The organism is Actinophytocola oryzae, assembly GCF_004364325.1.
Taxonomy (GTDB): Bacteria; Actinomycetota; Actinomycetes; order Mycobacteriales; family Pseudonocardiaceae; genus Actinophytocola; species Actinophytocola oryzae.
The window spans coordinates 788,471-800,798 of sequence record NZ_SOCP01000001.1 but is presented as its reverse complement, the minus strand read 5'-3'; the positions used below and the strand labels follow the sequence as shown (position 1 = coordinate 800,798).

11 protein-coding genes and 1 pseudogene are annotated in these 12,328 nt (G+C 70.9%); 5 read left to right on the top strand and 7 right to left on the bottom strand.

Translation table 11 applies throughout. The features are described from left to right. Nucleotides 1–143: 143 nt before the first annotated feature. Nucleotides 144–1,151: a methyltransferase gene (locus CLV71_RS03405; RefSeq protein ID WP_424923861.1), complete on the bottom strand. Its 1,008-nt coding sequence runs from the start codon at nucleotides 1,149–1,151 to the stop codon at nucleotides 144–146. A gap of 58 nt (nucleotides 1,152–1,209) precedes the next feature. Next, nucleotides 1,210–1,431, bottom strand: a complete 222-nt coding sequence (locus CLV71_RS03400; RefSeq protein ID WP_133901042.1) for a hypothetical protein — start codon at nucleotides 1,429–1,431, stop codon at nucleotides 1,210–1,212. Nucleotides 1,432–2,025: 594 nt separating this feature from the next. Between CLV71_RS03400 and CLV71_RS03395 the strand changes: the two genes are divergently transcribed. From CLV71_RS03395 to CLV71_RS49160, 3 genes and pseudogenes are all read left to right on the top strand, one after another. After that, nucleotides 2,026–3,057 carry a fatty acid desaturase family protein gene (locus CLV71_RS03395; protein WP_133901041.1) on the top strand — a complete coding sequence of 344 codons (1,032 nt, stop codon included), beginning with the start codon at nucleotides 2,026–2,028 and terminating at the stop codon, nucleotides 3,055–3,057. 20 nt (nucleotides 3,058–3,077) lie between these two features. After that, a complete protein-coding gene (locus CLV71_RS03390; RefSeq protein ID WP_133901040.1) occupies nucleotides 3,078–3,569 on the top strand; it encodes a DUF309 domain-containing protein in 492 nt (163 codons plus the stop codon). 489 nt (nucleotides 3,570–4,058) lie between these two features. Next, nucleotides 4,059–4,619: pseudogene (locus tag CLV71_RS49160) on the top strand (glycosyltransferase); the annotation flags it as partial. Nucleotides 4,620–4,692: 73 nt separating this feature from the next. Here CLV71_RS49160 and CLV71_RS03380 read toward each other — a convergent pair. Together CLV71_RS03380 and CLV71_RS03375 are read right to left on the bottom strand one after the other, a co-directional pair. After that, nucleotides 4,693–5,808 (bottom strand): family 2 encapsulin nanocompartment cargo protein terpene cyclase, encoded by a 1,116-nt coding sequence (locus CLV71_RS03380; protein ID WP_133901038.1) that lies wholly within the window; start codon nucleotides 5,806–5,808, stop codon nucleotides 4,693–4,695. A gap of 29 nt (nucleotides 5,809–5,837) precedes the next feature. Next, on the bottom strand, nucleotides 5,838–6,698 hold the full coding sequence (locus CLV71_RS03375; RefSeq protein ID WP_133901037.1) for a geranyl diphosphate 2-C-methyltransferase: 861 nt from the start codon (nucleotides 6,696–6,698) through the stop codon (nucleotides 5,838–5,840). Between the two features lie 362 nt (nucleotides 6,699–7,060). Between CLV71_RS03375 and CLV71_RS03370 the strand changes: the two genes are divergently transcribed. After that, nucleotides 7,061–7,648: a DUF1707 SHOCT-like domain-containing protein gene (locus tag CLV71_RS03370; protein WP_133901036.1), complete on the top strand. Its 588-nt coding sequence runs from the start codon at nucleotides 7,061–7,063 to the stop codon at nucleotides 7,646–7,648. 15 nt (nucleotides 7,649–7,663) lie between these two features. Here CLV71_RS03370 and CLV71_RS03365 read toward each other — a convergent pair whose 3' ends face one another. After that, entirely contained in the window at nucleotides 7,664–9,163 is a 1,500-nt protein-coding gene (locus tag CLV71_RS03365; RefSeq protein WP_133901035.1) for a carboxylesterase/lipase family protein, read from the bottom strand. Nucleotides 9,164–9,242: 79 nt separating this feature from the next. On the opposite strand from CLV71_RS03365, the gene CLV71_RS03360 reads away from it, so the two are divergent. Continuing rightward, entirely contained in the window at nucleotides 9,243–9,893 is a 651-nt protein-coding gene (locus CLV71_RS03360) for a QsdR family transcriptional regulator (RefSeq protein ID WP_166663903.1), read from the top strand. A 10-nt stretch (nucleotides 9,894–9,903) separates the two neighbouring features. On the opposite strand, the gene CLV71_RS03355 is transcribed toward CLV71_RS03360, so the two are convergent. Continuing rightward, on the bottom strand, nucleotides 9,904–11,130 hold the full coding sequence (locus CLV71_RS03355; RefSeq protein ID WP_133901034.1) for a GGDEF domain-containing protein: 1,227 nt from the start codon (nucleotides 11,128–11,130) through the stop codon (nucleotides 9,904–9,906). A 14-nt stretch (nucleotides 11,131–11,144) separates the two neighbouring features. Continuing rightward, nucleotides 11,145–12,326: a GGDEF domain-containing protein gene (locus tag CLV71_RS03350; protein ID WP_133901033.1), complete on the bottom strand. Its 1,182-nt coding sequence runs from the start codon at nucleotides 12,324–12,326 to the stop codon at nucleotides 11,145–11,147. Nucleotides 12,327–12,328 lie beyond the last annotated feature (2 nt).

Sequence of the window (12,328 nt, the reverse complement as noted above, 5' to 3'; positions counted from 1 at the left end):
GCCCCGAAATGGGTGCGTTCACATCAGGACGAGCCGGTGCGGGGCGGCGACAAGGGAGCGTGACAGGAGCCGAGGTGGCCGGTCACGAGAGATGCGAACGCGTCGCACTTTCGCTCGCTGTTATCGTTCACATGCCGATGGTCCTACCTCGTCGGCGAGGAGTCGAGGCGGAACTCGAGGAGGCAGCGCCGGGCGGTCAGACCGGTCATCGTCTCCAGGACCAGCCCGTGTGGTGCGGCGAGCGCGCGGAACTCGTCCAGCCTGCGTTCACGGCCACCGAAGATCACCAGCATGGCAAGGTCGGACTCGGTCTCCGCCCGAAGCCCGCCGACGGGCTCGATCACGAGCACGCGCCCGGCCGGGTCGACGGCATCGACGCAACGGGCCAGGATGGCGTGGGCGTCCTCGTCGCCCCAGTTGTGGAGGATGTCGACCAGCAGGTAGGCGTCCGCCCCCGCCGGGAGGGGGTCGAAGAAGCTCGCCGCCGTCACCTCCGTCCGCTGGTCGAGGCCGAGCGCGCCGAAGTCGCGGCGGGCCTCGGTGGCCGTCGGTTCGAGGTCGACCAGATGACCGCGGGTCCCGGGATGCGCGGCGAGGATCGCGGCGAGGACGCTGCCCCGGCCACCACCCACGTCGACGACGGCGGTGAACCGGGACCAGTCGTAGCCGTCCACGATCCGCGGGAGTTGCTCGCGGATCCGGTGGGTCATCTGCCGGTCGAACGACGTGCGAAGGTCCGGGTGCTCGGCGAGGTCGCTCCAGAAGTCCCGTCCGTAACGGTGTGTGTAGGCCGCCTTCCCGGTGCTGACGCTGTGGGCCAGCTCGACGAAGGCCAGCTCGGCGCGGCCTCCGGCGGCATTCAGGTCCAGGAGGTCGCTCAGGCCGTTGCCCGCGTCGACGCACAGGTTCGCGCCGAACGTGCTCGTCCGGTAGCCGGCGGCACACCGTTCGACGACCCCGAGGGTCGCGAGGTGGCCGAGCAGGAGGTCGAGCGCGACCGGTGCGAGGTCGAGCTGTTCCGCCAGCTCGTCGACGGAAGCGCCGCCACCACGGAGCCGGTCCGGCAGCCCGAGGGTCACCGCGACCCGCAGTGTCATGGGTGTGGCCAGTCCGGCCATTGTCCGGATGACGTCCGCGTCGCTTTGTGCCACGACACTCGACTGTGCCAGGCATGTCAACGGAATTAGCCGGCCCGTGGCTCGGGAAAGGTCACGGACCGCCGGGAAGGGAGCGATTTCCCGGCATTGGCTCCATGTACATGTTGCGGCGTTGCTCGGCGGCCCCGTAGGTGTTCGGCTGTCGTTTCTCGGCGTTACGCAGGCGACGCAGCTCTTTGCGCGCCGCTCTGGTTTCCCTGTCGCCGCGTTTGACCAGCAGTACCGCGGCGAGCACGACAGCCGCTGACAGAAGTGAGATCCCCCAGATACTCATATCTCAGTGTGCACCGGAATGCCGTCGAAGACAACTGTCCGCGCGCGTGCGCCGGACCACGCCGAAGACGAGCGGACGCAAGGCGGGTTCCACCCCGACGAGTCGCCGCCCGGCGCCCACACGATCACGCACAGCAGGCCGATCGAGTCGGGGCGGGGACGTGCCGAACAGTCCGAAAAGGACACTCCGGTGCCCCGGACGCCCGGCGTTCGGACGGGCCGGCGGCGGCCCCGTGCCGAACCAGGGTATGCTCCGGCCATCCGGACCGAAGACATCCCACTTCGAGATGCCACCTCACCGGCAAACGTCGAACGGGTGTGTCACGTCCTCGACAGCGCTCGAGCCGCCGTCGCCAACGCGTTGATCGTCGTTCGTCCGGGACGTCGCGCCCGAGAACACCAAGCTCGGCGACCGGGCGATCGACCATCTCCCGGAGCCGAGGCGCTGATCCGACACCCGCAGTTGGTTGCTGATCCGATCAACTCGTGTAACTCTGGTACCAGGTCGCGGGCCACCGCGGCCTGACGCCACGACGTGACGCCACCCGGGACCCCGGTGCCGTATACGACACGATCCCGGAAAGCGGTGGCAGACATGACGTCGCTCGACACCTCGCCCACGACTGCGGTCGGCAGCCGGGACTACGGTGAGCTGTCACAGCTGATCCGCCAGTCTGGCCTGCTGAACCGCAGGTACGGCTACTACGCCGTGAAGATCACGCTGAACGTCGTGGCGTTCGTGGGTGGCTGGGTGGCCTTCTTCCAGGTCGGCGACTCCTGGTGGCAGCTGTTCCTCGCCGTGTTCTTCGCGGTGATGTTCGCCCAGCTGTCCTTCATCGGGCACGACGCGGGGCACAAGCAGATCTTCCGGAACCGGCGGGCCAACGACCTCGTCGGCTTCTGGCACGGCAGCATGGTCGGCCTCAGCTACGCCTCGTGGATGTCGCAGCACACCCGCCACCACGCCAACCCGAACCACGAGGACGACGACCCCGACATCCACATCAGGGCGATCGCCTTCACCACGGAACAGGCCGAGGAACGACGCGGTTTCCTGCGCTGGATGGCCAAGTACCAGGCCGTCTTCTTCTTTCCGCTCTTACTCCTCGAGGGCTTCAGCCTGCACGTCTCCAGCGTGAAAGCCCTGCTGAACAAGGACCTGCGGTCCCGCAGGTGGGAGATGTTCCTGCTGGTCGGGCATTTCGTGGCCTACCTGACCGCGGTGTTCCTCGTGCTCTCCCCGCTGACCGGCGTGATCTTCATCCTGGTGCACCAGTGCCTGTGGGGCCTGTACATGGGATGCTCGTTCGCCCCGGGGCACAAGGGCATGCCGACCATCCCACACGGTCAGACACTCGACTTCCTCCGCAGGCAGGTGCTCACCTCCCGCAACGTGCGAGGCGGCGTCTGGGTCGACTTCACCCTCGGCGCGCTGAACTACCAGGTCGAACACCACCTGTTCCCCACCATGCCCCGGCCGAACCTGCGCCGCGCCCAGCCGATCGTGCGCGCGTTCTGTGCCGCGAAGGACATCGAGTACTCCCAGTGCGGCTGGCTGCGGACCTACGGGTACGTGCTGGAGCACCTCCACGCCGTCGGCGCACCGCTGCGGCTGGCGAACCGCTGACGACTGGTTAGGCTGGCCGGGTGGCTCCGACAAGCGGCGACCCGGCCGACCGTGACCGTGACCCGGCAGGCCGCGCACGCAACGACCGTCCCCGGGACGGACTCGGCCGACCCCTGCCCCGTGGGGTCCCCGGTGTTCCGCGCCAGCCGGAAGGCATCATCCGCACTCCCGACCAGACGATCGAGGAAGCACAGCGGCTGCTCGACGTCGGCATGCCCTTCCACGCCCACGAAGTACTGGAGGACGCGTGGAAGTCGGCGCCGGAGCCGACGCGGGCACTGTGGCAGGGCCTGGCCCAGCTGGCGGTCGGCGCCACCCACGCCGCCAGGGGCAACGTCACCGGCGCGGTCGCCCTCCTCGGACGCGGCGCCGACCACCTCGAGCGCTACCGGGACGACCCGCCGCACGGCATCGACGTCACGGGGCTGCTGCGGTGGGCGGGCGAGCAGGCCGCCGCACTGAACGCGGGAGCGGGGGAACTTCCTGTGCCCTGCCTGCGAAACGCGGGCTGAGACAACCGGGACTCCGGCGCACGCGGCTCGACTTTCCCTGTCCAGCAAGGAGTTCGACGCCCACGGGCACACGGGCACGTCGTGTTCTCGCAACATCACACCCGGTCGAGGCACGCGGAGGGACGCGGGGCCGGGTACGATACCCGCAAGTTCGTCGGGACGTGCCTGGAACTCGCGCCAGCGACGGAGCCCATCACATGAGCTGACGTATCAGGTCTCATGAGCCACCGAGCACGTGACGGGACTTCTCACCCATGCGCATCGTCGTCGACGGAGCGACCAACGGCCGGGACACGCTGGACCTGGCGTCCGCACTCACCCGGCTCGGCCACGACGTGACCCTCCACGACGGACACCGCGGTGAGCAGAACACGATCGCGCGGCTGACCGGACAATGGCAACGCGTCCGGCCCTCGGTCGTGACACTCGCGGTCACGGGCCGCGGGTGCGGCCACGGTCCGGGCCGCCACGTCCGAGGGCATTCCCGTCGTGCACAGTGTGCGGTCCCTCGACACCACACCGGCCTTCGAGCGTGACACCGCCGTCCGCGCCGCCCGGGTCATCGCCGCCGAGCAGGCCGAACTGATCGCGGCGGGGGTGGCGCGGGAACGGATCTCCGTTGTGCCCCATGGCATCGACGTCGACCACTTCACCCAGGAGGGCGACCGCGTGCCGGTCGGCCGCAGGTACCGCCTCGTCGCCGTCGGCGAGGTGACCGCGGACTCGGGCTTCGCGACCGCGGTCGCGGCGCTACCCGGGCTGCCGGACACCGAGCTGGTCGTCGCGGGCACACCACAGCACGGCGGGCACGCCAGGGAGCTGCGCGACTACGCGCAGCGCCTCGAGGTGTCCGACCGGCTCCAGCTCCACGGTCCCGTGACCAGGGCGGTGCTGCCGTCACTGCTGCGCTCGGCGCACCTGGTGCTCTGCACGCCGTGGCGACCCCGGTTCGGCATGACCGCCCTCGAGGCCAGTGCCTGTGGGGTCGCCGTCGTCGCCAACGAGACCGGCGGGCTCGCCGACACCATCGTCCACCGCGTCACCGGCACGAACGCCGGACAGGCCCCTCGGTCGTGGCGGCCGAACCGTGTGTTCGGCCGCCGGTACGTCGCTCTCGACGAGATCAGGCGCGGTAGCGCGGACTGGTCGAGTGCCACTCGAAGCCGCCGCCCATCCAGGAACGCAGACCGTGCAGGAAGCGCTGCAGCTCCGGGGACGGCACCGCCCGCAGCTCGTCGTGGGCGGCCTGGAAGTCGCGGACGATCTCGTTGTGGAGGTCGACCGTGATCGTGGTGGCCTCCTCGATCGAGCAGTCCCGGTCGCCCGCGATCAGCGACACCATGTTGCACGGCGGGTTCGCGTCCGCCAGGTCCTTCTTCACCGAGTGGAGGTCGTTGACGAGGACGGCCGCCGTCCCGGCCTGGATGGCGGCGCGGCGGACCCTCGGCTCGTAGTACAGGTTGGCCGGGAGCTCGTAGCCGCCGAGCACGTCGATGACGGTCATCGACGTGTAGAAGCTGTCGTGCTGGCGGGCCGCGATGTACTCCCACGCGGGTGGGTACTCGCCGGCGTGCCGCCATGCCGCGTAGGCGGTCCAGCTGACGAACATGGTGAACGTGGAGTAGCAGACGCGCTGGTGCTGGGCGGGCGTGCCGCCGTCGCGCAGGAAGTCGGCGGCCGAGCCCAGGGCGACGAGCACCTTGTCGCCCGCGAGCGTCTCGTCGAGGGGGCGGCTGAACTCGCCCACGGGCGGGAGCGGGTCCATGGCGGCCATCGCCAGCGCGAGGAGCGGCGGCAGCTTCTCCGGCACGGCCCCGAGCGAGGTGTCGTCCGCGTACAGGTCGTCGGCGGCCCACCACGCGGCGTTGAGCCGCGCCGAGATCAGCAGGCGGTCCGGGTCCGCGCAGTCGGGGTGCGCGAGCATGACGAGCCTGCCGAACCCGGCCTTGCCCAGCTGCTCGCACTCCTCGTCGTCGAACCCGCACTCCCCCGCCCACAGGGCGAGCCGCCGGTCGACCTCCTCGGCGAGCGCGTCGTCGATCCGCTCGGTGACCGGGCAGTAGAGCGGCGGCGCCGAGCCGTCGCCCCACTCCCGGTACGCGTACGCGGGATCACCCTCGGGTGGCGTGGTGTCCGGCTCGGCCACGGCGGTGAGCCTGGCCGTGAGTCGCGTGGCCGATGTGCCCAGGCCGGTCGGGCCGGCCAGGAGCCTGGCCAGGCCGCCGAGGGGTTCCGTCATCACTCACCTCCGGGTGTGGTCGAGAGCGGTCAGATGCGGTCGGCCGCGATGAGCAGGTAGTGGAAGCTGCCCTCGCGGTAGGCCTGCAGGAACGGACCCTCGATGCCGGTGGCCACGGACGACTTCTCACGCAGCTCCCAGTACGGGATGGTCTGGGCGGTCAGGTCGACGACCGAGATCGGGACCAGGTTGTTCGCCGTCATTGCGCTGAAGTACTTGCTGCGCGGGTGGATGTTGCACGTGTAGTGCTGGTCGATCTGTGCGACCGCCTTGGACCGGCCGCCGGTGACGTCGTTGTAGCAACCGGTGATGGTGACGTACCGGCCGCCGAAGGAAAGCTGCCGGGAATGCTCGGCGAACAAATCGAACAAATCGACGTACATCGTGCTCTCGTTGTTCCAGATACCGCGGTACGCGCCGGTCTCGAACCCCGTGTCGAGCATGTTCGCGAAGTGGTACCTGACCTTGTCCGCCACGCCGCGCCGGGACGCCTCCTTGTTGGCGAACTCGACCTGCTGCTCCGAGATCGAGACCCCGTCCACCGAGCACCCGAAGCGCTCGTTCGCCATGATGCTGCTGCCGCCGCGCCCGCAGCCCGCGTCGAGCAGCCGGTCGTCCGGCCCGACGTTCCCGAGGTGGTCGAGCAGCACCTCCGCCTGCGCGGTCTCCAGCCGGTGCATCTCGGCGATGATCCGCTCCTCGCGGGTGTCCGCAGGCCCCTCCAGCACGGACCAGTCGACCTCGCCGATGCCGTAGTGGTGGTGGTAGAGCCCGTCGACGTCCCCGAGTCGCAGGTTGACCGGGTCCTTCTCCTTGTTCCAGTACGCGGCGACCGACTTCTGGTAGTCGTTGCGCAGGACCTCGCTGGGAGCCGATCGGGTCGTGGTCACAGGTGGGATTTCCTCTCTTAACACACATTGGGAATCCCCGCTCGCGTGGTCGGCTCGGAAAGGCTCCGTAATGCGCGCGGCGGGGATTGTTTTCACTGGTCGGCCAGGCCGGACACCAACATACCAATCTACTCCGGCCAAACAAGATCTCTTTTGGGTACACCATTTTCGAGGGAATTCGTGCTACTCAAAGTGGGTGTTTCCACCGAAGGGCGGTCCTACGGTGAGCCGAACGTGGACCATGATCATCTGATCGGGGAGTCGATCACGGTGGACCCCGCCGAACGCCCCCGGCGACCCCTACCCTGGATCAGGAGATTTCCCTGATGGCGTACCTCGTGCCGGGCCATATCCTCACCGTCATGGGTGACACGACCGAACACAGCGTGAACCTGCGCGTCTCCGACGCCGAACGGGAACACGTCGTGGCGCTGCTGACCTCGGCGACCGGCCGGGGGCTGATCGACCTCGCCGAGTTCACCGCCAGGACCGACCTGGCACTGGCCGCCCGCACCCGCGGCGACCTCAACACGCTGCTGCTCGACCTGCCCGGGCTGGCGCACGCGGACCAGCCCAGGTCGGTTCCGCCGCCGGGCAGCAGGCTGGAGCTCCGGGAGGCCGGTCACGGCATCAGACGCCGGGGGGACTGGCAGGTGCCGGAGACACTCGTCCTGCGTCCGCGCACGGGGACCGTCGACCTCGACTTCGGTCACGCCCGCGTCGACCACCGCGAGGTGCGGATCGAGCTCCACGGCGGGGCGACGAGGGTCAAGCTGCGCTTCCCCCTCGACGCCACCGTCGACGTCGAGGGTCTCGTGACCAGGAGGGGCAAGCCGTCGCAGGTGCGGGACAAGGGCGGTCTGGTCGGCACGGGCGGAGCCCCGCACTTCGTGCTCACCGGACGTTCGGCCAGCGGGCAGGTCGTCCTCCTGCCGTCCGACCCCGGCTGACCGCACCCCGAGGCGTCAGCGGATGCCCTCCCAGAGCACGCGTTCGTCGCCTGCCGGGTCGTCGACGGCGCTGACCTCCTCCGCCAGCAGGCCGGTGGTGCGGGCCGCGGTGTCGTAGGGCGCCCAACCCGGCTCGCCTCGGGTGACGAAGTCGACCCAGACCCGGTGGACCCGGTCGGCGACGGTCCGGGACGGCGCGTCGCCGAGGCGTGGCCGCAGCCCGGCCTGCGCGATGGTGTCGAAGACGAACGGGATCTCGACCCCGTGACAGGCGCCGAGCCCGTTGTTGGCGCCGGGCTCGGGCCAGTCGAACCGGTACATCCAGGTGGCCGCCGCGCCCGAGGCGTTCCTGGCCTCGGCCACCCGGATCGCCGGGACCCGGAAGAACCAGTCGGAGACCACCGCGGACATGACGTCGCCCGCGCTCGCGCCCGGCCGGTTCGCCCGGTAGACGGACAGACCGTCCTCGGTGAGCCCGTACCCGCCCGCCGCCGCGGCCAGTGTCGGCTCGTCGATGAAGTCGATGACGCCCGGTGCGACCAGGAACAGCCGCGCCTCGCCCAGGTTCGTGCCGATCAGGAGCGGCACCCCGGCCCCCTGGCCCGCCGCGATGGCGTCGACCGGCGGGGCGGGCAGGACCGAGCCGTCGGCGGTCGGCGCGAACGGGAGCAGGCTCAGCGCGAGCCGTCCCCACCTGGCCGGGTCCGGCGCGGTCTGCACCTCGACCACCAGGTCGGAGGCCACCCGGACGAGCTTGTCCAGCGGCACGGACCGGATCGCCTCACGATCCGGCGCGACGCCGAGCGCGTCGGCGAGGTAGCCGCCGACGGTACGGCCCTCCTCCCTGGTCAGTGCGTGGGCGCCCGCGCCGCTCTGCGCGATGGCCTGCGCGAACAGGCCCTCCGCCAGCGGCATCGACAGCAGCGACGTCACGCTCATCGCCCCGGCGGACTCGCCCGCGACGGTGACCCGCGACGGATCGCCGCCGAACGCGGAGATGTTGTCCCGCACCCACCGCAGGGCGGCGACCTGATCGAGGAGGCCGAGGTTGGCGGTGCCGTCGTCGAGGAACAGGAAGCCCTCGGCGGAGAGCCGGTAGTTGACGCTCACGCAGACCACGCCGTCGCGGGCGAAGGCGGTGCCGTCGTACTCGGCGACCGACGAGGAGCCGTTCATGAACGAGCCGCCGTGGATCCACACGAGTACCGGGAGACCGGCCGCGCCGGGGTCGGGTGTCCACACGTTGAGGTTGAGGCAGTCCTCGCCCCCGATGACGACCTCGGGGAAGAGCGGGGCGTACTGCGGCGGGTAGTCGCCCTTGGGGACCGTGGGCCCGAACGCCGTCGCGTCCCGCTCGCCGTCCCACGGTGTCACCGGCTGCGGCGGGCGCATGCGGTCGGGGCCGAAGGGGGGCGCGGCGTAGGGGATGCCGAGAAACGCGTAGGTCCCGGCCTCGGCCTTCCCGCGAACGACTCCGTCGTCGAGCCGGACGACCGGACTGCGCATTTCGCTCATGTGTGGCTCCGTTGCAACGTTCCCCTGACCTGTCGCATACTGTCCGTCGGCAGCCGACACGTGTCAAGGGAGGGTTCGGATGTCCCCCCGGGAGCCGCGACGGGCCGGCACGCCGCTGCGGCGACAGCTCGCGGGCACCGCGACCGTGCGGCCGACCGCGCTCGACGCCTTCCGGCAGGCGCGCAGGACGTTCGTGGCCGGGGCGCGTGTGGACATGCGGTCGCTGGCCGGCTGCCTGGAGGTGGACCGGGCCACGCTGTACCGGTGGGTGGGGTCTCGGGACCAGCTGCTCACCGAGATCCTCTGGTCGCTGCTCGACCCCACCATCGCCGCGCTGCGGGAGACCCACTGTCACGCGGGGCCGCCTGCCGTGCCGGGTCGGTCACCCGCGGCGGCGGTCATGAACGGCATGGTGCGTGCCGTCACCGCCAACCCCGGGATGCGCCGCTTCCTCGACCGCGAGGGCGAGCTGGCGCTGCGCCTGCTGACCACCAGGGCGTCCGACTTCGAGGCGAGGCTGATCCGTTCGGTCGACGACCTCGTCCGCGAGGAGGTCGCGGCCGGTCGCCTGAACCCGTCGGTGCCCGGCGACGACCTGCCGTACGTGCTGGTCCGCATCGCCGAGTCCTACGTCTACCTGGGACTGATCACCGGCGAGCACCCCGATCCCGAACGCGCGGCCCGGGTCATCGACGCACTCCTCCCGCCCGGGGCGCTGACCTCGACCTGACCGCGGGAGGTCAGCGTGGCTGCCGGAAGGGTGCGACGTTCTCCGTGCCCACGCCGACGACGGTGTTCCGGCCCTGTCGCTTGGCCTGGTAGAGGTTGCTGTCGGCGACGCGGAGGCAGTCGCGGGCCGTGGCGCCGTGGTGGGGGTGGGTCGCGGCGCCGATCGACACGGTGACGCCGGTGATCACGACGAGGCGGCCGTGGTTGTCGGTGGTGGTGACGTGCAGCTTCGAGATCGCGGCGCGGATGCGTTCCGCCGCGGTCATGGTGGCGACGATGTCCGTGTCGGGCAGGAGCACCGTGAACTCCTCGCCGCCGAAGCGGCCCGCCAGGTCGTCGGCCCGTAGCTGCGAACGCAGGCAGTCCCCCACCGCCGCGAGGAACTCGTCGCCCGCGTAGTGGCCGTGGGTGTCGTTGAGGCGCTTGAAATAGTCGAGGTCCACCATCAGCACGCCGACCGGACGACCGTCCCGCGCCGCCGCCGCGAAGGCGCGTTCCGCGCCTGCCTGCCACGACGCCGCGGTGGCCAGCCCGGTCTTCGTGTCCGTGGCGGCCTCGTCCTCCAGTTGCTCGGTGAGCGCGGCGTTGTGCAGCATCACGACCACGGGCACCGCCGCCAGCACGACGACCACCCCGCCGGGGGCCAGTGCGCCGACGACCGCACCCGTCGCCAGCAGCGCCGCCTCGAGGCCCAGCTCCGCGGCCCGGGCGGCGAAAGCCCTGCGGTGACGCAGGAAACCGGGTGCGTGGTCGACCAGGAGGTACGCCGCCCCCGCCGCCGCGACCGCCAGCACCCCGAGGGTGTCCGCCCTCGGGGTCCACGTGGTCCACGCGCCGAACGACGCGGCGAAGTGGGCCGCCACCACCGCACAGGCGGCGATACCCGCGTGGCCCGCGAACGTGTCGAAGGCGCCCGGCCTGTCGTGTCCCCGGCGCAGGCAGTGGTGTGTGTACAGCACGAGCGTCAACGCGATCGCCAGCGTGAGCTGCACCGCGACGGCCGCCGCCAGCGACCACGCCGAGATCATGGCCGCCACGCTGTGGGGTTCCTGCTCCCGACGACCCGCGTGCAGGCGCCGCGTGATCTCCGACTGGACGATCGCCGCCACGAGGATCGCCCCCGCCAGTGCCCAGTCCGCCGACGTGGTCGGCACGATCCGGGCGGCACCCGCGAACGCCATGGCACCGGCCAGCGGCAGCAGCAGCCCCGCGCGAACCCATACCGGGGGGTGGTCCATCCCGATCTCCGGCCTCAGGCCGCGGCGAGCACGGGCCCGCAGACGCGGTTGCGGCCGCGTTCCTTGGCCTGGTAGAGCCAGCGGTCGGCGTTCACCAGGAGGTCGTCGACGCTGGTGTCGGCGCGGTCGGTCGTCGCGACGCCGATGGAGGCGGTGACGTCGCTGATCGTCGTCGGGCGGCCGTGGAGGTTCGTGGTGATCACGGTCAGCGCGGCTATCTGGTCGCGGATGCGTTCGGCCACCTGGCACGCCTCCTGCTCGGTGACGCCGGGGAGCAGGATGCTGAACTCCTCGCCGCCGAAGCGCGCGACGATGTCGTTGCGGCGCGTGGAGGTCCGCAGCACGTGCGCGACGCTGGTGAGCACGTCGTCGCCCGCGTGGTGGCCGTGGGTGTCGTTGAGGCGCTTGAAGTGGTCGAGGTCGACCATGAGCACGGCCGAGCGCGCCCGGGTGCGGGGGCTCGCGAGCGCGGCGCTGCTCAGTGCCTGCCACGCCGAGTGGTTCCACAGCCTGGTCTTCGGGTCGTGCGCGGCGACGTAACGCAGTGCGCGACCGCGTGCGGCCTGGTTCAGGTGGGCCACCGGGGCCAGTACGAACAGGATCGCGAGCGGCGAGACGTGTGCGAACAGGCCCAGCAGCACCCCGAGTGCCGCGCAGGCCACCGCATCGCCCACCGCGCGGTGGCTTTCCCGGCGCAGTAGCGAACGGGTGGCGCGTACCAGTGCGGGGCCGTCCGTGACGACGAGGTAGAGCAGTCCGCCGAGCACCGCCCCGAGTACGCCGCCAGACGAGACCGACCACGCGAGCGTCGCGCCGACCGTGCCTGCCACCACGCGCCGGAGGTGAGCGCCGCCGCGGGGTCCCCGGACCAGGTCGTGCGTGTGCAGGACCGACGACACGACCAGCACCAGGGGAAGCGGCAGGGTCAGTGCGGCACCGACGACCCACACGGACACGGTCGGGACGCCGGGAGTGTCCACCTGCCGGGTGGCGCGGGACGCGTGGCGGCGCGCCAGTTCCGCCTGTGCGAGTCCGCAGACCACCAGCGACAGTGCCGTCTGCCCCGTTCCCCCCGGGACAGACGACACTGCCGACCACGTCAGCACGAGTCCGCAGGCCATGGTGCCGAAAAGGACGGCGAGAGCCGCGATCAGGTCGTGGACGTGGCTGGTTCCCCCTGTTCCCCCTGTGCCCATGT

Excerpts from the sequence above, each read along its gene's own strand:
- CLV71_RS03400 (WP_133901042.1), bottom strand. The coding sequence starts at position 1,431 with ATGAGTATCTGGGGGATCTCACTTCTGTCAGCGGCTGTCGTGCTCGCC.
- CLV71_RS03395 (WP_133901041.1), top strand. The coding sequence starts at position 2,026 with ATGACGTCGCTCGACACCTCGCCCACGACTGCGGTCGGCAGCCGGGAC.
- CLV71_RS03380 (WP_133901038.1), bottom strand. The coding sequence starts at position 5,808 with ATGACGGAACCCCTCGGCGGCCTGGCCAGGCTCCTGGCCGGCCCGACC.
- CLV71_RS03370 (WP_133901036.1), top strand. The coding sequence starts at position 7,061 with ATGGGTGACACGACCGAACACAGCGTGAACCTGCGCGTCTCCGACGCC.
- CLV71_RS03365 (WP_133901035.1), bottom strand. The coding sequence starts at position 9,163 with ATGAGCGAAATGCGCAGTCCGGTCGTCCGGCTCGACGACGGAGTCGTT.
- CLV71_RS03360 (WP_166663903.1), top strand. The coding sequence starts at position 9,243 with ATGTCCCCCCGGGAGCCGCGACGGGCCGGCACGCCGCTGCGGCGACAG.
- CLV71_RS03355 (WP_133901034.1), bottom strand. The coding sequence starts at position 11,130 with ATGGACCACCCCCCGGTATGGGTTCGCGCGGGGCTGCTGCTGCCGCTG.
- CLV71_RS03350 (WP_133901033.1), bottom strand. The coding sequence starts at position 12,326 with ATGGGCACAGGGGGAACAGGGGGAACCAGCCACGTCCACGACCTGATC.